The organism is Pseudomonas sp. Je.1.5.c (assembly GCF_051129895.1).
GTDB classification, from domain to species: Bacteria; Pseudomonadota; Gammaproteobacteria; order Pseudomonadales; family Pseudomonadaceae; genus Aquipseudomonas; species Aquipseudomonas urmiensis.
Window position 1 is genome coordinate 87,451 of the sequence record NZ_JBCPSP010000008.1, and the last position, 18,756, is coordinate 106,206.

Annotated in this window: 16 protein-coding genes; 10 read left to right on the plus strand and 6 right to left on the minus strand. The window is 61.2% G+C overall.

The window, feature by feature from the left end; translation table 11 throughout:
• Positions 1–15: 15 nt before the first annotated feature.
• The 3 genes from AAZU54_RS09175 to AAZU54_RS09185 all read right to left on the minus strand — a co-directional run bounded on the left by AAZU54_RS09175 (position 16) and on the right by AAZU54_RS09185 (position 1,777).
• Entirely contained in the window at positions 16–210 is a 195-nt protein-coding gene (locus AAZU54_RS09175; protein WP_186554449.1) for a hypothetical protein, read from the minus strand.
• A 59-nt stretch (positions 211–269) separates the two neighbouring features.
• Positions 270–437 (minus strand): general stress protein, encoded by a 168-nt coding sequence (locus AAZU54_RS09180; protein WP_186554448.1) that lies wholly within the window; start codon positions 435–437, stop codon positions 270–272.
• A 158-nt stretch (positions 438–595) separates the two neighbouring features.
• The gene (locus AAZU54_RS09185; RefSeq protein WP_434727037.1) at positions 596–1,777 is read right to left on the minus strand and encodes a porin; all 1,182 of its coding nucleotides are present in this window, start codon (positions 1,775–1,777) and stop codon (positions 596–598) included.
• A 327-nt stretch (positions 1,778–2,104) separates the two neighbouring features.
• On the opposite strand from AAZU54_RS09185, the gene AAZU54_RS09190 reads away from it, so the two are divergent.
• Together AAZU54_RS09190 and AAZU54_RS09195 are read left to right on the plus strand one after the other, a co-directional pair.
• Positions 2,105–3,175: an enoyl-CoA hydratase/isomerase family protein gene (locus tag AAZU54_RS09190; RefSeq protein ID WP_186554446.1), complete on the plus strand. Its 1,071-nt coding sequence runs from the start codon at positions 2,105–2,107 to the stop codon at positions 3,173–3,175.
• Positions 3,176–3,191: 16 nt separating this feature from the next.
• Positions 3,192–4,343, plus strand: a complete 1,152-nt coding sequence (locus AAZU54_RS09195) for an acyl-CoA dehydrogenase family protein (RefSeq protein WP_186554445.1) — start codon at positions 3,192–3,194, stop codon at positions 4,341–4,343.
• Between the two features lie 92 nt (positions 4,344–4,435).
• Here the strand turns inward: AAZU54_RS09195 and pedF are convergent, their stop codons facing one another.
• Positions 4,436–4,834: a cytochrome c-550 PedF gene (gene pedF, locus AAZU54_RS09200; protein ID WP_372353281.1), complete on the minus strand. Its 399-nt coding sequence runs from the start codon at positions 4,832–4,834 to the stop codon at positions 4,436–4,438.
• Positions 4,835–5,131: 297 nt separating this feature from the next.
• Between pedF and exaA the strand changes: the two genes are divergently transcribed.
• Together exaA and AAZU54_RS09210 are read left to right on the plus strand one after the other, a co-directional pair.
• Positions 5,132–6,991: a quinoprotein ethanol dehydrogenase gene (gene exaA, locus AAZU54_RS09205; RefSeq protein WP_186554443.1), complete on the plus strand. Its 1,860-nt coding sequence runs from the start codon at positions 5,132–5,134 to the stop codon at positions 6,989–6,991.
• Positions 6,992–7,069: 78 nt separating this feature from the next.
• Positions 7,070–7,714: a pentapeptide repeat-containing protein gene (locus AAZU54_RS09210; protein ID WP_186554442.1), complete on the plus strand. Its 645-nt coding sequence runs from the start codon at positions 7,070–7,072 to the stop codon at positions 7,712–7,714.
• A 297-nt stretch (positions 7,715–8,011) separates the two neighbouring features.
• Here the strand turns inward: AAZU54_RS09210 and AAZU54_RS09215 are convergent, their stop codons facing one another.
• Positions 8,012–8,647: a response regulator gene (locus tag AAZU54_RS09215; RefSeq protein WP_434727038.1), complete on the minus strand. Its 636-nt coding sequence runs from the start codon at positions 8,645–8,647 to the stop codon at positions 8,012–8,014.
• Positions 8,648–8,848: 201 nt separating this feature from the next.
• Between AAZU54_RS09215 and AAZU54_RS09220 the strand changes: the two genes are divergently transcribed.
• On the plus strand, positions 8,849–9,514 hold the full coding sequence (locus tag AAZU54_RS09220; protein ID WP_186554440.1) for a response regulator transcription factor: 666 nt from the start codon (positions 8,849–8,851) through the stop codon (positions 9,512–9,514).
• Between the two features lie 620 nt (positions 9,515–10,134).
• Positions 10,135–11,211 carry a 3-deoxy-7-phosphoheptulonate synthase gene (locus AAZU54_RS09225; RefSeq protein WP_186554439.1) on the plus strand — a complete coding sequence of 359 codons (1,077 nt, stop codon included), beginning with the start codon at positions 10,135–10,137 and terminating at the stop codon, positions 11,209–11,211.
• Between the two features lie 60 nt (positions 11,212–11,271).
• Here AAZU54_RS09225 and AAZU54_RS09230 read toward each other — a convergent pair whose 3' ends face one another.
• Entirely contained in the window at positions 11,272–14,229 is a 2,958-nt protein-coding gene (locus AAZU54_RS09230) for an Ig-like domain-containing protein (RefSeq protein WP_434727039.1), read from the minus strand.
• 161 nt (positions 14,230–14,390) lie between these two features.
• Between AAZU54_RS09230 and AAZU54_RS09235 the strand changes: the two genes are divergently transcribed.
• The 4 genes from AAZU54_RS09235 to AAZU54_RS09250 are packed head-to-tail and all read left to right on the plus strand — an operon-like array spanning position 14,391 to position 18,724.
• Positions 14,391–14,672, plus strand: a complete 282-nt coding sequence (locus AAZU54_RS09235; RefSeq protein ID WP_186554437.1) for a peptidylprolyl isomerase — start codon at positions 14,391–14,393, stop codon at positions 14,670–14,672.
• Between the two features lie 25 nt (positions 14,673–14,697).
• Positions 14,698–16,653, plus strand: coding sequence for an extracellular solute-binding protein (locus AAZU54_RS09240; protein WP_434727040.1), 1,956 nt, complete (start codon positions 14,698–14,700; stop codon positions 16,651–16,653).
• Entirely contained in the window at positions 16,650–17,708 is a 1,059-nt protein-coding gene (locus tag AAZU54_RS09245) for a microcin C ABC transporter permease YejB (RefSeq protein WP_186554436.1), read from the plus strand. Before AAZU54_RS09240 ends, AAZU54_RS09245 begins: the two co-directional genes overlap by 4 nt.
• Positions 17,708–18,724, plus strand: coding sequence for an ABC transporter permease (locus AAZU54_RS09250; protein ID WP_405130089.1), 1,017 nt, complete (start codon positions 17,708–17,710; stop codon positions 18,722–18,724). Before AAZU54_RS09245 ends, AAZU54_RS09250 begins: the two co-directional genes overlap by 1 nt.
• The last annotated feature ends 32 nt before the right edge of the window (positions 18,725–18,756 follow it).

Sequence of the window (18,756 nt, forward strand, 5' to 3'; positions counted from 1 at the left end):
TGACTCCTTGCCCAACTACGGACGTTTGCTGTCTTGGGGGATCGGCTCAGGGCCGGGGGTTGGCTGCGGTGCAGGTTGATCGGGTTTTTGCATTTGCAGGGAAGGCTTGCTTTGGTCGGCGTCTTCGGCCGGATGATCGGTGTCTCGGTCAAAGCAACCGCCAAGCAGTGCAAGGCTGCTCAACAGGCAAACGGTAGATACCAGGCGCATGGGCTGTCCTCCTGCGAATAAAAAACGCAGTGCCGCGCAAACGGCACTGCGTGCTTCATTTACGAGCGGCCACCTTTGCGGCCCGACTCGCTGCGGTCGGTAGTGGTGCCCGATTGCTGGCCGCCTTTACGGCCAGCCTCGGAGGCTTTCTGCCGGTCATTGGCGAAATTGCCAGGGTTCTTGGTGCCGCCCTGACTGCCCGACTTGCCACTTTCTTTGTTAGCCATGGTCATGAACCTCATGAGGCTTGGGAAAATGCACAGCGCTGCGCCGTACATAGTGTGGGAGTACGGCGATAAGCGCGGATTCGCTTTATTTCCGAAGCGGCCTGACCGGTGGCATTAAATAAGCACCAGGCGCTTATTTGGTGCGCAAGCCTTGCGCGCTACCAGGTCAGCACTGCGCCCACCGCGAAGGTGTCAGTGTCTTCGTTCTGCGCATCCCCTTCATGGCCTTCGATCTCGAATTGGTTGTACTCGGCGACCAATTTGAGGTTGTCATTGATGTCGTGAAACAGGGCAATGCCGCGGGTTTGATAATCGGCCCCGGTATTGACCGCGCCATTGCCATCATCCTTGGTCTTGCCATACGACAGCGCCAGGCGGTTCTTGCCCAAGCGATACGAGCCCTGCAGCAGGTAGCCCTTGCTGTCGACCTCGCGCAGGGTCGCCTCGCCGGCATTGTTGGTGAAAAACGGGTTGATGCCTTTGGCGGTAAAGCCAGAACCGGTCAGGGAAAACGCCCCCATTTTGGCCTGCACGCCATAGCCCACGCCCTTGGAGGTCACCGACTCGACCGTACTGTCGGTGTTGTCGGAGGTCTGGTAGCTGCCGTTGAGCCAGCTGTAGATCTGCGCGCCGGCCAGGTCGAACTGGTAGGTAATCTCGCTCTCGGTGCGCGGATTTTCCTGGTAGGCCTTGCCCACCGCGCTGTCATCGTTGGTATCGACCGGGTCCATGATGCCCACGGCGATGCGCAGGCCGTCCATTTGCGGGCTGCGGTAGGTGATCTGCGAGGTCGGGAACGGGTACGGGTAACCGCTGCCGATGTTGCCGAACGACACCCCGCCGCCGTCCACCAGGCCCAGGGTATCGCTGACCTGACCGTAACCGGCGAGCAGTTCATCGAGGAGGATGTTGGAGCGGGCGAACAGGCCAAAATCCTTGCCGATCAGCACTTCGCCCCATTCAGGGTTGGCCACGGTGCCGTAGAACTGGCGCACATCGATGGCAGTGTCGGTGCCGTTGGTCTCGCTGTCGTTGATGGTGACCCAGAACGAGGAGCGCCCGCCGAGCTTGAGATCGTCGATCTGGCGGGTCATGTTGAAGCCTAGGGTGTTGGGCAAAAAGCCCATTTTTACCCGCGATTGGCGCCGGTCGTACTGCTCGCCAGCCCGGTCGATATCGCTGTTGACGTAGAAGGCGTTGATGTAGCCGTCGGTGGAAAAGGTGGTCTGGTCCTTGTCATAGAGCATGATTTCGGCGCTGGCCATTGGGCTCAGGGCCAGGCTGGCAAGGCCGCCAAGCAGCGGCAGGATACGGCGTTGGGCATTGTTATTGTTGTGCATGGCGCGCTCCGCAATCGGTAGGGACGGGTGTCGGGCCGATTATCGAAAGCGCGTGCGCCCTGCCCTACGCTGCCTTGGCAGCGATTGGCCAGTGCCTTGGCCGGGCGCAAGTGGATGGCGGCACAGCGAACTAATCCCTTGTCCACCCGTGTCACACGGCTAAAGTGGCAAGACCCGGTCCGGAAGGCGCGCCTTTAAGGCAAAAATGCAAGCAGGCCCTGCATATTTGTCGATTGTGCAAGGCAAAATCGCATGACAGGATCCCCCGATCCTCCAGCGCACTCCAGACTTCACTTGGAAAATCAATAACAAAGCAGGGAGAACGCGATGACCGCGCATGCTCACATTTCGGCAACGGATCATGTCTTGGCCGAAGTCCGCAATCAGATTGGCCACCTCACCCTCAACCGCCCCGCCGGCCTCAATGCCCTGACCCTGGATATGGTGCGCAGCCTGCAGCAGCACTTGGACGCCTGGGCCGATGACAGCCAGGTGCAGGCCATTGTCCTGCGTGGCGAAGGCCCCAAGGGCTTTTGCGCCGGCGGCGATATCCGCTCGCTGTATGACAGCTTCAAGGCCGGTAGCACGCTGCACGAGCAGTTCTTCGTCGAGGAGTACGCCCTCGACCAGTGCATCCACCGCTACCGCAAGCCGGTACTGGTGCTGATGGACGGCTACACCTTGGGCGGTGGCATGGGCCTGGCCCAGGGCGCCGACCTGCGGGTGGTCACCGAGCGCAGCCGTTTAGGTATGCCGGAGACTGCCATCGGTTACTTCCCGGATGTCGGCGGCAGCTATTTCCTGTCGCGCATTCCCGGCGAGCTAGGTACTTACCTGGGCGTCAGTGGCGCGCAGATCCAGGCGGCCGATGCCTTGTATTGCGGTCTGGCCGACTGGTACCTGGCCAGCGACAAGCTATCGGCCCTGGATCAAGCACTGGAGCGCATCAGCTTCGGCGAGCATCCGCTAAAAGACCTCCAGGGCCTGCTGGCCAAGCTTGGCACCCAGGTCCTCGACGACGCGCCGCTGGCCAGGCTGCGCCCAGTGATCGATCACTTCTTCGCCCAGCCCGACCTGGCCAGCATCATCGAGCAACTGCGTGCGGTGACCATTGGCGACAGCCATCAATGGGCACTGGCCACCGCCGACCAGCTGGAAAGCCGCTCGCCGCTGGCAATGGCGGTTACCCTGCAGATGTTGCGCCGTGGTCGCCATCTGGGGCTGGAGGACTGCTTTGCCATGGAGCTGCACCTGGACCGCCAGTGGTTCGAATACGGCGACCTCATCGAAGGTGTGCGCGCGCTGATCATCGACAAGGACAAGCAGCCCCGCTGGAATCCACCGAGCCTCAAGCAGCTGCAACAGGCCCGAGTCGACCAATTCTTCGAAGGCCTGTAAGGCCGGGAGTACGCAGATGCAAGACCTGGAACTGAGCGAAGAGCAAATCATGATCCGCGATATGGCCCGGGACTTTGCCCGTGGCGAGATCGCCCCGCATGCCCAGGCCTGGGAAAAAGCCGCCTGGATCGATGATGGCGTGGTGCGCAAGATGGGCGAGTTGGGCCTGCTGGGCATGGTCGTTCCGGAAGACTTTGGCGGCAGCTACACCGATTACGTCGCCTATGCCCTGGCGGTTGAAGAGATTGCCGCAGGTGACGGCGCCACGGGCGCCTTGATGAGCATCCACAACTCGGTCGGCTGCGGGCCGCTGCTCGCCTACGGCACGCCTGAACAGCAACAGGCCTGGCTGCCACGCCTGGCCAGCGGCGAAGTCATTGGTTGCTTCTGCCTGACCGAACCCCAGGCCGGTTCCGAGGCGCACAACCTGCGCACCCGCGCCGAGCTGGTGGATGGCCAGTGGGTGATCAACGGCGCCAAGCAGTTTGTCAGCAATGCCCGTCGCGCCGGCTTGGCGATTGTGTTCGCGGTGACGGACCCGGAGCTTGGCAAGAAGGGCCTGTCAGCCTTCCTGGTGCCCACCGACAACCCTGGCTTCAAGGTTGATCGCAGCGAGCACAAGATGGGCATTCGCGCCTCCGATACCTGTGCGGTGACGTTGGACAACTGCCGCATTCCCGCTGCCAACCTGCTCGGTGAACGCGGCAAGGGGCTGGCGATTGCCCTGTCCAACCTGGAAGGCGGGCGCATCGGCATCGCTGCGCAAGCATTGGGTATTGCCCGCGCCGCATTTGAAGCAGCGCTGGTCTACTCGCGTGATCGCATCCAGTTTGGCAAGCCGATCAATGAGCACCAGAGCATCGCCAACCTGCTGGCGGACATGCAGGTGCAGATCAATGCCACGCGCCTGTTGATCTTGCATGCCGCGCGTCTGCGCAGTGCCGGCAAGCCGTGCTTGTCGGAGGCCTCACAGGCCAAGCTGTTCGCCTCGGAGATGGCTGAGCGGGTGTGCTCGATGGCGATTCAGGTACATGGTGGCTATGGCTATCTGGAGGACTACCCGGTGGAGCGCTATTACCGGGATGCGCGGATTACCCAGATTTATGAAGGGTCGAGCGAGATTCAACGGATGCTGATTGCGCGGGAACTGAAGAACTATCCGTTGTAGGCGCAACACCTACCGGCCTCATTGCGGGGCCGGCCCGCGCCTACCCGCTGGGGGGGCGGGCTTGTCCCGCGATGAGGCCGGCCCTGCCGCAATCATTCCGTCACATGCACACTGTCCAGGTAGGTACGCACTGCCCACAACGCCTCCTGGCTGAGAAAATCCGCCATCTTGGGCATATACACCCGCCCATCGCGTACCGCGCCATTGCGCACGCGCTCGACAAACCACTCATCCCCCGCCGCGCCTTCATCGAGCATGCGCAGATCCGGGGCAATCCCGCCCGACTTGGCCTCCAGGCCATGGCATGCCGCGCAGTTCTGGTTATACGCCGACGCACCGATGGACACCGCCTTGTCGTGATCCTTGCTGTCGCGATACGGGTTTTCGGCGCGCCATTCGCTGCCAAGCGGCTCCAGCCCTTCGGTATTGACTGCCGTTGGGGTGACGTTGCCATGGGCGCTGGCAGCGCCGGCAGCGCACAGGCCAAGCATCAGCAGGGTGGATTTGCAGGCGTTTTTCACGATTGTCATTGTTCTGGCCTCGACTTCTGAGAGTGCACGCGCCACCTCTGAGAGCGAGGCGGTTGGAGCATCCTAGAAAGCGGCCAGGCCGGCCCCCATGCTGCTTTGGTGGCCGCGCCCTCCTCCCTTGGTCGTAGCCCGTGCGGGGCAGTGCCAAATCATGCCCGCCCTGGGAAGTTTTCCCGTAATGGCCGGGAAGATTTCCGTATCTCGCCGCGCGGTGGCGTTCCAGGCTATGCAGGCCACAACCTCACTGGGAACTCCACCATGACAACAAGAACGTTACCCGCCATGCTTTCGCCCCTTTCTGCTGCCCTGCTGCTGGCGAGCCTGGCCATTGGCGGTACCGCCCAGGCCAAGCCGGTCACCTGGGAAGACATCGCCGACGACCACAAGACCACCAACAACGTGCTGCAGTACGGCATGGGCACCAACGCCCAGCGCTGGAGCCCGCTGGCGCAGGTCAACGAGCAGAACGTGTTCAAGCTCACGCCAGCCTGGTCGTTCTCCTTCGGCGATGAGAAACAGCGCGGCCAGGAGTCCCAGGCCATCGTCAACGACGGGGTGATCTACGTCACCGGCTCCTACTCGCGGGTATTTGCCCTCGACGCCAAGACCGGCAAGCGCCTGTGGACCTACAACCACCGCCTGCCGGACAACATTCGCCCCTGCTGTGACGTGGTCAACCGCGGCGCGGCCATCTATGGCGACAAGATCTACTTCGGCACCCTCGATGCACGCTTGGTCGCGCTGAACAAGGACACCGGCAAGGTGGTGTGGAACAAGAAGTTCGGCGACCACAGCGCTGGCTACACCATGACCGGCGCCCCGACCATCGTCAAAGACCAGAAGAGCGGCAAGGTGCTGTTGATCCATGGCAGTTCTGGCGATGAGTTCGGTGTGGTCGGCCAGCTGTATGCACGTGACCCGGACACCGGTGAAGAGGTATGGATGCGGCCCTTCGTCGAAGGCCACATGGGCCGCCTCAATGGTAAGGACAGCACGCCCACCGGCGACGTCAAGGCGCCCTCCTGGCCGGATGATCCGAGCACCGAGACCGGCAAGGTCGAGGCCTGGAGCCACGGTGGCGGCGCGCCTTGGCAGAGCGCCAGTTTCGATGCCGAAACCAACACCATCATCGTCGGTGCCGGTAACCCCGGCCCCTGGAACACCTGGGCGCGCACCTCAAAGGACGGCAACCCGCACGACTACGACAGCCTGTACACCTCAGGCCAGGTCGGGGTCGACCCCACCACCGGTGAGGTCAAGTGGTTCTACCAGCACACCCCCAACGATGCCTGGGACTTCTCGGGTAACAACGAGCTGGTGCTGTTCGACTACAAGGACAAGGACGGCAAGCAGTTCAAGGCCACCGCCCACGCCGACCGCAACGGCTTCTTCTATGTGGTCGATCGCAGCAACGGCAAGCTGAAAAACGCCTTCCCGTTCGCCGACAACATCACCTGGGCCAGCCATATCGACCTGAAAACCGGCCGCCCGGTGGAAAATGAAGGTCAGCGCCCGGCCAAGCCGGAGCCTGGGCAGACCAAGGGCAAGCCCGTGGAAGTGTCGCCGCCGTTCCTCGGCGGCAAGAACTGGAACCCCATGGCTTACAGCCAGGACACCGGCCTGTTCTATGTACCGTCCAACCAGTGGAAAGAAGAGTATTGGACCGAAGAGGTCAACTACAAGAAGGGCTCGGCGTACCTGGGCATGGGCTTTCGGATCAAGCGCATGTACGAGGACCACGTAGGCTCGCTGCGCGCCATGGACCCGACCACCGGCAAGATGGTCTGGGAGCACAAGGAGCGCTTGCCGCTGTGGGCCGGGGTGCTGGCAACCAAGGGCAACCTGGTGTTCACCGGCACCGGTGACGGCTACTTCAAGGCCTTCAACGCCAAAACCGGCGATGAGCTGTGGAAGTTCCAGACCGGCAGCGGCATCGTCTCCCCGCCTATCACTTGGGAGCAGGATGGTGAGCAGTACATCGGTGTGACCGTGGGCTACGGCGGCGCGGTGCCGCTGTGGGGTGGCGACATGGCCGAGCTGACCAAGCCGGTGGCGCAGGGTGGATCGTTCTGGGTGTTCAAGATCCCTGCGTGGGACACCAAGACCGCTCAGCGCTGAGCTAGATCACCGATTCACACCTCCCCTGCAGGAGCGGCGCACCGCCGCTCCTGCACATTTGAAACCCTGGAGCCTGTCATGAACTACCTGCCACTGGCCCTGCTGCTACTGCTCCCCAGCGCCTTCGCCGACGACCAGGCCGACGCGCCGCTGACGATCAATGGCTGCGTCATCGCCGCAGAAAGCAAATGCCCCAACGCCAACCTGCGGGGCGCCGACTTGAACAACCAGGACCTGCGCAAGATGGACCTGTCCGGCGCTGACCTGCGCGAGGCCAATCTGCGCCATGCCCGGCTTGATCTGGCCAATCTGGAAAAAGCCGATCTGCGCGGCGCCAACCTGACCCGTGCCAGCCTGCAACAGAGCAACCTGCGCCTGGCCCAGCTGCAAGGGGCGACACTGGTCGCGGTCCAGGCCTGGGGGATGTTTGCCCAGGGTGCCAACTTCGAAAAAGCCGACCTGTCTGCGGCCTACCTGGAGTTCGCCAGGCTGTCGGGGGCCAAGCTGCATGGCACCTCGCTGAAGGCGGCCGACCTGGAAATGACCTGGCTGAGCAAGGCTGACCTCAAGGGTGCGAGCCTGGCCGATGCCAATTTGCAGGAGGCCAAGTTTGGCGAGAGCAACCTTGAGAATGCCGACCTGCGCGGGACGCGGCAGCACTATGCGAATTTCCAGGACAGCAATATGGAAGGTTGCCAGGGCTGCCCGGATTCTTGGCAGTGAAGCGGCTTGGTGAGTCAGTTGCGGCCTCTTCGCGGGCAAGCCCGCTCCCACAGGTACCGCCCTGGCTTCGAACTCAACGGGGTGCCTGTAGGAGCGGGCTTGCCCGCGAAGAGGCCCGTGTTGCCACCACCACACCGGGCTGTGAGCATCGTTTGGAGAACGCTTCAGCGCAGGCAGGATTCAATGATTGGCTTGCCCATAACCATAGAATCTCCCACAGGTACCGCGCTGATCTTGATGCTGCCGCTAAGCCTGTAGGAGCGGGCTTGCCCGCGAAGAGGCCTGTATTGACACCCCTCAGGCGGCAACCCGCAGCAACCCCGCCTCGATGGCCAGGTGCACCAGTTCGGCCTGGCAACTGACCTGCAATTTGCTCTTGAGCAAGGTCAGGTGATTGGACACGGTCTTGCTGCTGATACACAGCTGCTCGGCGATAGTGCGTACCGCCGTGCCCTTGGCCAGCATCAGGAAAATCTCCGTTTCGCGCTGGGTCAATCCCTGCAAACGGTCCTCTCCATGCTGACGCGGCTGGCAAGCCAGCGCGGTCGCCAAGGCTTGCTCGATATAGGCATGTCCAGCCAAGGTTCGCTGCACCGCTTCGAGCAACACCTGCGGCGCCACCTGCTTGGACAAGAACCCACACGCCCCCGCTGCCAGGGCCTGACGTACCAAGCCAAGCTCGGTATGTTCACTGAGAAACAGCACGCGTAACTGCGGCAGGCGCTGGCGCAGTCGCTTGGTAGTTTCCAATCCGCTGATGCCGGGCAAATCGAAGTCCATGATCACCAGCCCCGGCACCTGGGCCTGGACCTGGGCCAGGGCCGCCTCGCCACTGTCGGCCTGCAGCACTCGCATCTCGGGCATCGCCTGGGCCAGGGTCGCCGCCAGGCCGATGCGCAGCAGCGGATGATCGTCCACCAGCAAAATGGCCATGGGGTGCTGCTCCTGCGCAAAGGTGTCGCCCCATGCTAGAAGTAGCGCGCCTGCCACCCTCTACTACTTTGGTACTGGTTTGCCTGGCGATGGTCGCATTCACAAAGCCTTGCTACCGGCTCTTAATAGCGGCATAACAAGGGCTGCCGAGCAATTTGCCCCTTGCGTGCGAGCACACATACAACAATAAGGTGCACAGCCATGTACAAGATCCTCATTGCCGACGATCACCCGTTGTTTCGCGAGGCCATCCACAATGTGATCGCCGATGGCTTTCCCGGTAGCGAAGTGATGGAGACCGCCGACCTCGACAGCGCCCTGGCCCTGACCGGTGAACACGATGATCTGGACTTGATCCTGCTGGATCTGAACATGCCGGGCATGCATGGGCTGGGCGGGTTGATGAACCTGCGCAACGAAGCCCCGACCATTCCGGTGGTGATCGTGTCAGCCGAACAGGACAAGCAAGTGGTGTTGCAGGCGATCACCTATGGCGCGGTGGGATTTATCACCAAGTCCTCGCCGCGCTCGCAGATGACCGAGGCGATCGAGCAGATTCTCAACGGCAACGTCTACCTGCCACCGGACATCATCCGCACCCAGAAACCGGGCAGCCGCCGCACGACCAGCGAGCACCACGGCTTTGCCCCGGAGCTGCTGCAGGCGCTGACGCGCAAGCAACTGCTGGTGCTCGAGCGGATGACCAAGGGCGAGTCGAACAAGCAGATCGCCTACAACCTGGATATCGCCGAGACCACGGTCAAGGCGCATGTCTCGGCGATTTTGCGCAAGCTCAATGTGCATAACCGCGTGCAGGCGATTCTCAGTGCTGGGGATATCGATTTCAGTGCTTATCTGCGCCGGTGAACCTTAGTGCCTATTCGCGGGCAAGCCCGCTCCTACAGGGGGCCTTGCTGGTTTTGAGCGCAATGGTGTGTCAGAAAAATCATTGCGCCGATAGCATTTATCCATTGAACACCTTGTTACAGGTGCAGTAAGCTCGGGCTCATTCACTGGAGAGCAACATGAGCCACAGCATCCACGACCACGCCAACCACACCGCTCGCATCCTGCGCCGCGTGCTGGCCGTTGTCGGCTGCTCGTCCGTTGCCAGCTTTTATTTTGGGTATTGGTTTAGCCACTAGGCGCCGCTGATACCCCAACGGCGCCCACTCTTCGAGGGGCCGCCGAATACGAGAATACTCAACCCCCGGTCGGCTCCCCGACCGGGGGTTTTGCTTTTCCAGACCTTTGAAAAACACACAGATTGCACCTGAGGACAGATCGATGAACTACGCCACCTACGCCTACCCAAGCACCTGCGCCTGGCGATTTAGCCAATCCCGTTCGGGCCAGCCTGCCGCCTCCGTTCGGTCGATTCGTGGTGGCAATGCCGCACAACAACCCCATTTGACGATCTGTCGAACACCTCGATAGGGCCGACTGCGCGGGCATCAACCCGCCGTCCGCCCAGGGAACAATACGCCATGCAAGCCTCCAACCTCGCCCTGCCCCTGACCCAACCGCAAGCTGCCAACACCACCGTCAGCCAGCGTCTACCCAGCCCACACCTGCTCAAGCAGCAGATGCCGCTCTCCAGCGAGCTCGCCCAGCAAGTGCAGCAGCACCGCCAGGCCATCCGCAATATTCTTGAAGGCCGCGATTCGCGCCTGCTGGTCGTGGTTGGCCCGTGCTCGATCCACGACCCACGTTCAGCCCTGGAATACGCTGACCGCCTCGCCGCCTTGAGCCGTGAGGTCGATGACCAGTTGCTGCTGGTGATGCGCGCCTACGTGGAAAAACCGCGCACCACGGTCGGCTGGAAAGGCCTGGCCTACGATCCGCACCTCGATGGCAGCGACGACATGCACGCCGGTATCGCCCTCTCCCGTGGCTTGATGCTGAACATGCTCGAACGCGGGCTGCCGATTGCCACCGAGCTGCTACAACCGATGGCTGCTGGCTACTTCGATGATCTGCTGGGCTGGGCCGCGATTGGTGCGCGCACTACCGAATCGCAGATTCACCGCGAGATGGTCAGTGGGCTTGAGTTGCCAGTGGGCTTCAAGAATGGCACCGATGGCGGTATTGGCATTGCTTGCGATGCCATGCGCAGCGCGGCGCACCCGCATCGCCACTTCGGGATGGATGCGCAAGGCTACCCGGCGATCATCGAGACGCTGGGCAATCCTGATACACACCTGGTGCTGCGCGGTGGCCACAAAGGGCCGAACTACGATGCCGATAGCGTGGCTCAGGCACGCATTGGCTTGGCCAAGGTCGGCCTGGCGGCGCGGATCATGGTGGACTGCAGCCATGCCAACAGTGGCAAGGATCCGGCCAGGCAGCCGGCGGTGTTCGAACAGGTGCTGGCGCAACGCTTAGCAGGCGATACGTCGTTGGTAGGGGTGATGCTCGAGGGGCATTTGTTCGATGGGTGCCAGGCGCTGGGCAAAACACCGTTGAAATACGGTGTGTCCATCACTGATGGTTGTTTGGGTTGGGACAAAACAGCGCAACTTCTCACGACTGCAGCGAGCAAACTCGCCCGCCAGGGTGCTTGAGCCTTGGCCCAAAAGCACCCGCACTGCTGTCGGGCGGTTGCGGGTGCTGCTTAGCTGCATTTAGGCGTTGTACAGCCTCGCGCAGACTCCATTCAAGCGCTGGTGTGGGCCACCATCAGCGCCCCAGGCAGCGCTGGCGCGAGTGGTTGTGTGGAAGAACCACCAATATCGCGGAGTATTTGGAGGAACGCTTAACCAGGTAAACTGGCTCAGCTGCATGGCGCCATACACTCGAGCGATGTCATAGCTCATTGGGTGGCTCAGATGCACACCCGTCTGTCTCAGCCAGGTATTGAACTGAGCGTCACTAAGCTTGCCGGTGTTGACTACCAGAGTGTAGACGTTACTCACCTGCACCTGATAGGAGACCCGTGTTCCTCTTGCATCTGCAATAGTGATGGTTGCACTTCCATTTCTTTCTCCCACCACGCGCCCGGTAGAGGTCACTGATGCAACCGCAGGATTGCTAGAACTGTAGGTGTAGGGTGCTTGTCCACCAGTCGCGGCCCTAACGGCGGTGTTATTAATAGAGTCCGCCCCGGTTCTTGTCCAACCTGGCATTTTTACAGAAATGCCATTAAGCACCAGCCGACGTTGATCCACCATCAGCGGTGGGTTGACCAATAAGTCTAATTGGGCTGAATGCTGAGGAGCTTGCCCGTTTCGAGTCAAGGTGTAATAGACCCGTACGGTCTTCAGTAGACTGGACAAAATGACGTTTCGAGGAACAACAAACGTGAGCGGCCCAGGACGGCTGACGGTTTGAACTGCGCTGGCATGTGAACCAACACCGCTCACCAATAATTGCACTTGATCCAGCGGGAGCATCCCGGGGAAATTCACGGTAAAGGTTGCACCGGGCATCTCTGGAATCACGGCTGGAGCGAGCAGCCCACCGACAGCAAGCGGCGACTCTGGGCGCACCAGGTTCAAAGGTTGAGGGTCGGCAACGATCATCGTCTCTTGCTGCGATAGACGTACGCGACCAGTGCGATCTCTCACTGTGTAGAAGACCTGCACTACTTCATTCAGCCAGCTGGCAACGACATCTTGCATAACGGTGATCGACACCGGCGTTGTAGAGCCAGACTGTTCGATGGTATGAGTTGCACTCCTCGACGGTACCAACACCAGACTTACAAAATCTTCCGAGCTCATGCCGTCGTAGGTGATCGTGACGGTAGCGCTGCTAGTGGAGGGTAAGGTTCTGTTCTGGCTCAGCCCCTGCACTGAAGGAGCGGGTAGCAATGCCACTTGATCACCCACCAGCAAGTTAAGCACTGCGGACGACACCGGCTCAGCCTCGCCTTGCTGCACTCGGTAACTTACCGTCAGCCGGCCACCATTCAAATCAGCCAACATCCCAGACGCATTGAGCCTTACAACTTTGACCCCGCTCTCGACATCCCGGCTATCGATGGGAAATGCAAATGTACTCTGGAAGCTCCGGTTAGCGGCCGACGTGCCATCGAGCACGACTGTAACCCGCTCCTGCAGACTGATCGTCGGCCAGCGCAGCTCGACCGTCAGTTCAGGCAGATTGGCGGCTAGCAACAGCCCCCGGGCTTCGCGTACGACGGGCGCCGGCAGACGACGAACCGCAGCTCTGATAAACCGGCTGATGCGCGGCGAACGATCGATCTGAGCGCCGTTACGTAACTGCACATAGTTGACCCACAACTGACCGGCGGCGCCAAGCAGTAGATCAGCATTGGGGATTGCACTGTCATGGTCCCCTCCCACTGCGTCACCGACTGGCAAGATGGGTAGGTTTCTGCTTAGGACCGATTGCCCATCGCTGGAGGTGATTTCATAGCTGGTGACGATTTGATCTGAAGTCAAAAACGGTGGGCTGGTCGCGCGAATGCGGACCTGAAGATCTTGCCTGCCAAGCTCGTCCAGATGAATTTCAGTATCCTGCCGCACGTTGTCGATCAGCAGCAGCGGGACACCAAGTCGTCCATCGCTGAAATTGGGCCTGAGCAGTGTTGATTGGGAGGGTTTGGGCTGAGGGTTGAGCACCAGGTCGACCACCCTCCAGAACACCGTTACCGTGTCCAGACTCTGGATAGGTTCCAGCGCAGTGCTGGAGACCATCAGTACCAACGGTTGGCCCGTGTTGACTTGGCTTGCCAACACCGTATGGCTGATCACCACGTTGCCGATGAACAGACTGATGACATCGCCCGCAGTTAGATTCACATACGGCGCAATGGTGACGGCAATCTGTGACTCGGGTACCAGCTGCGGCGGAAGCGTCAGTGTGGGCGCCAGTAAGCCCGGGTGCGTTGCAGCAGGACTGTCGTCGACACCGCCGGGCACAGTGTCCTTATAGAACACATCGAGCGGTACAGTTTCAATTGGGTTGCCAACCCCGGCAGTGGTGACCCTGAGATACCACAAGCCGTTACCGACTACCGCAGCGGCTGCCGGAATAACCGCCAGAATAGTTTCCTGTTCTTGCCCAGCCCGGACCGGCACGGTCAATACCGGAGCAGGATTGACGATGCCTGCTTCATGCCAGAACAGCTGGTAAGTGTGCTGGGTCGACCGGCCTTCGAACGGTCTGAGAGCCACCTGTAAACCCACGACTGCTTGGTTGGTATCGGGATCGAGGTGGCGCCCCAGCACGCCAGCCAGATTGAGCCCGATAACCGGGTCATCTTCAGTGCCGATCAAGACAAACACTGTCGGTACCGCTGGCCCGAAACCGTCTGGCTCCTGCTGGGTGGATACCGTCAATGCGCGGTTAGTCGCCTGTCTTGCTACAACTGAAGCATAGGTCGACTTCATTGTTTCGATTGCTGCTTCCCCCTCCAGCAACCGATGGGATCGTTCAGGTTCCAGGAAAGTCAGGCCGAAGTGCATCCTGCCTTCAATTTTAGGCTCACTGTCTGGTTGCGAGGGTTCAACGGAGGGTTCCTCAACTGGGGTTGGCGTGGGTTGGGCACTTGTCGGATTGTTGGCAGCTTCTTGCTTCTTTTGGTACATCGCATCGAAAGCTTTCAGATCGGTCATGGCAGCGTTTCCTGGGCGAAGAGCGGCGGTGCTCTAACGGCCAATCTGATGCCGCGCCGCAAAACCAACAACTGGCAAAAATGCTAGGTCCGCACCACAGCCCAGCTGTCAAAACGCAGCGATTAGGCTACCCTGTGCCTTTTCTCACAAGGAGTTACCCCATGGCCCGCGCCACTGCCCGTCACATCCTGGTTGCCAGCGAAGAGAAGTGCAACGAACTCAAAGCCCAGATCGAAGCGGGTGCCGATTTCGCCGAAGTTGCCAAAGCCAACTCGACCTGCCCGTCCAGCCGCCAAGGCGGTGACCTGGGCTCGTTCGGCCCAGGCCAGATGGTCAAGGAATTCGACACCGTGGTGTTCAGCGCGCCGATCAACGTCGTGCAAGGCCCGGTCAAGACTCAGTTCGGTTACCACCTGTTGGAAGTGACCAGCCGTCAGGACTGATCGGCGATTGTTCCTCAGGAACGCTATGCAGCCTGTGGGGGTGGGGTGCTCCGTCGAGGGTGATCCGGCTGGTAACTGTGGTGACTTTGCTGGCGCTATCGCGGGGCAAGCCCGCTCCTACAAGGTGCTGAGTCGTTTGGGGAAATGCGCCTGGCGCGGGTTGCTGGTCGGTCTGCTGGTGCAGTCATCCAGCGCCTATGCCGGTGCTTCACACGCACTCACGGTCTATGGCGACCCCCCCCGCTACGCCGAAGCGTTCCGCCACTTCGATTACGTCAATCCCGATGCCCCCAAGGGCGGTTCGCTGCGCCGCTCGGCGATCGAGATCGGTCAGTTCGACCACATTTTGCCTTACATCGACAAAGGCACCGGCGTCAGTGAAGTCGATGGCTGGCTGTATGCACCGCTGGCAGTGCGTTCGTTCGATGAGCCTTATACCGTTTATGGGCTGATCGCCCGTCGCATGGAGCGTGGACCGGACGATGCCTGGCTGCGCTTTGACCTCGATCCGCGCGCGACCTTCGCCGATGGCAAGCCGGTGCGTGCCGAGGATGTGCGTTTTACCTTCGAGCTGCTGATGAGCAAGGGCAGCCTGAAATTCCGCACCCAGTTCGCTGAAGTCGCCAAGGTGACGGTCGAAGGCCCGCAGCGCGTGCGCTTTGATTTCAAGCAGCCTCATGGCCGTACCCTGCCCTTGGATCTGGCCAGTCTGCCGGTTTTGCCCGAGCACGATTGGCAACAGCGTGACTTCGCCAATGGCGCAGGCTTCAGCAAACCCGTTGGCAGTGGGCCTTATCGTATTGGCCGGATCGACAACGGGCGCAGCATTACCTTCGAGCGCGATGCCAATTGGTGGGCCAAAGACCTGCCGGTCAGCCGTGGGCGCTATAACTTCGAACGTATCCGCATCGAGTTTTTCGGCGATACCGAAGTCGCGCGCCAGGTATTGCGGGGCGGTGGCTACGATTACAACCGCGAGTTTTCCGCCACCGCCTACACCATTGGCTACAACGGCGCGCAACTCGACGATGGCCGCTTGCAACGTGCACACCTGGGGCCTGCCAAGCCACAGACCGCCCAGGGTTTTGTGTTCAACCTGGACCACGCCATGTTCAAGGACCGTCGCACCCGCCAGGCGCTGGCCATGCTCTGGGATTTCGAATGGAGCAACCGGCAGATGATGCGCAAGATGTACATCCGCCAGCAGAGCGTGTTCTCCAATACCCCCCTGGCCGCGCGGCAACTGCCGGATGCCGAAGAACTGAAGTTGCTGGAACCGCTGCGCGGCCAGGTGCCGGATGAGGTGTTCAGCACAGTCTTCAGCGCGCCGGTCACCGATGCCTCCGGGATCATCCGCCCACAGCAGTTGCAAGCGTTGCAGCTGCTGCAACGCGCGGGTTGGCAGCCCGAGGGGGATCGCCTGGTGAACGCCCAGGGCGAGCCACTGGAGTTTACCTTCCTCAACGGCCAGTCTGGCCTTGAGCGGTTGTTGCTGCCGTGGAAGCGCAACCTGGCACAGATCGGCATCACCCTGAACATCCGCAACGTCGACTCGGCGCAATACATCAACCGGGTGATGGCGCGCGACTACGACATGATCGTCACCGGCTACCCAGTCACCCTGTCGCCGGGCGCTGAGCTATACAACTACTTTGGCTCGGCGTCGGCCAACGACCCGGGCTCGAACAACCTCATGGTGCTCAAGGACCCTGCCGTGGACACCCTGCTCGATGGCCTGGTGCGGGCCGACAGCCAGGCGAGCATGTTGCGCTACGCCCACGCCCTGGACCGGGTGCTGCAATGGAACTACTACTGGATCCCCAACTACTACCCGCCCGGCAGCTCGACCGTGTGGTGGAATCGCTTCGGCCTGCCCAAGGTGCAAGCGAGCTATGACGAAGGCCTGGATACCTGGTGGGAAATCAGCCCCACCGCCCTGACCAACGAACAGATGGCCGAGCGCCGGAAGACTTCGCCATGACGACCTACATCCTGCGCCGGCTGTTGTTGATCATTCCCACCTTGCTGGCGATCCTGCTGGTCAACTTCGCCATCGTCCAGGCAGCGCCTGGTGGCCCCGTGGAGCAAGCAGTCGCGCGTCTGCAAGGTATTGGCGGTGGCGCACCTGGGGCACGGGTCGAGACGCTCCAGGGGGAATCGCGGGCGACCCGCGGGCTGGACCCAAAGCTGATCGAAGAGATCAAGCGCCAGTACGGTTTCGACAAGACCGCCCCGGAACGCCTTTGGTTGATGCTCGGCCAGTACGCCAGGCTCGACTTTGGCAACAGTTTCTTTCGCGGCGCCAAGGTCACCGAGCTGATCCTGGAAAAACTACCGGTGACCCTGTCGCTGGGCTTTTGGGCGACGCTGATCACCTACCTGGTGTCCATCCCCCTGGGCATTCGCAAAGCCGTGCACCACGGCAGTCGGTTCGACGCCTGGAGCAGTGCGCTGATCGTGATTGGCTATGCCCTGCCCTCGTTCCTGTTCGCCTTGCTGTTGATCGTGCTGTTCGCGGGCGGCACGTCGCTGAACTGGTTCCCGGTGCGCGGGCTGGTCTCGGAAAACTTCGACCAGCTCAGCTTGCTGGGCAAAGTCGCGGATTACTTCTGGCACTTGGTGCTGCCAGTCGGCGCCTTGGTGATCGGCGGTTTCGCGACGCTGACCCTGCTGACCAAAAATGCCTTTCTCGATGAGATTTCCCGTCAGTACGTGGTCACCGCCCGCGCCAAGGGCCTGAGCGAGCGGCGGGTGCTGTATGGGCATGTGCTGCGCAATGCCATGCTGCTGGTGGTGGCTGGAGTGCCGCAGGCGTTGATCACGGTGTTTTTCGCAGGCTCCTTGCTGATCGAAGTGATCTTCTCGCTCGATGGCCTGGGGCGGATGAGCTACGAGGCCGCTGTATCACGCGACTATCCGGTGGTGTTCGGCACGCTGTTCATCTTCACCCTGGCCGGGCTGCTGATTCGCTTGATCGGTGACCTGTGCTACACCCTGCTCGATCCGCGTATCGACTTCGACACGAGGGCGCACTGATGCTCTCGCCTGTCTCGCGACGCCGCCTGCGACGCTTTCGCGACAATCGTCGCGGCTGGATTTCCCTGTGGCTGTTTGCCGGGCTGTTGCTGCTGAGCCTGGGCGCTGAGCTGGTGGCCAACGACAAACCGCTGCTGCTGTCTTACAAGGGCGAGCTGTACGTACCGGCGCTCAAGCGTTACACCGAGCAGGCGTTTGGCGGGCAATTGCCGTTCCAGCCGGACTATCGCAGCCAGTACGTACGCGAGCTGATCGAGGGCCAAGGGGGATGGATGCTGTTTGCCCCGATCCCGTTCAGTGCCGATACCCCCAACTACGACTTGCAAGTGCCGACACCCAGCCCGCCGTCCACCGCTAACTGGCTGGGCACCGATGATCAGGGGCGCGATGTGCTGGCGCGGGTGCTGTATGGCACGCGGGTATCGCTGCTGTTCGCTTTCGCCCTGACGGTTGTCAGTGTGCTGATCGGGCTGCTTGCCGGGGCCTTGCAGGGCTATCACGGCGGTTGGGTCGACTTGCTCGGGCAGCGCTTGTTGGAGGTCTGGTCGGGGTTGCCGGTGCTGTATTTGCTGATCATCCTCAGCGGCTTTGTCGAGCCGGATTTCTGGTGGCTGCTGGGGATCATGGCGTTGTTTTCCTGGCTGACCCTGGTCGATGTGGTACGTGCAGAGTTCCTGCGCGGGCGCAACCTTGAGTACGTCAAGGCGGCCCGTGCGCTGGGCCTGGCGGACAGCCAGATCATGCTGCGGCATATCCTGCCCAATGCCATGAATGCCACCCTGACGCTCATCCCGTTCATGCTCACCGGCGCCATCACCACCCTCACCGCCCTGGATTTCCTCGGTTTCGGCATGCCTGCTGGCAGCGCCTCGCTGGGCGAGTTGGTGACTCAGGGCAAGCAGCATCTGGAGGCGCCTTGGCTAGGCTTCACCGCGTTCTTTGCCCTGGCCTTGATTCTCTCGTTGCTGGTATTCATGGGTGATGCCCTGCGCGAGGCGTTCGACCCGCGCAGGTAACAGGCTCAGCACTGGCAAGCGGATCGCTGCGC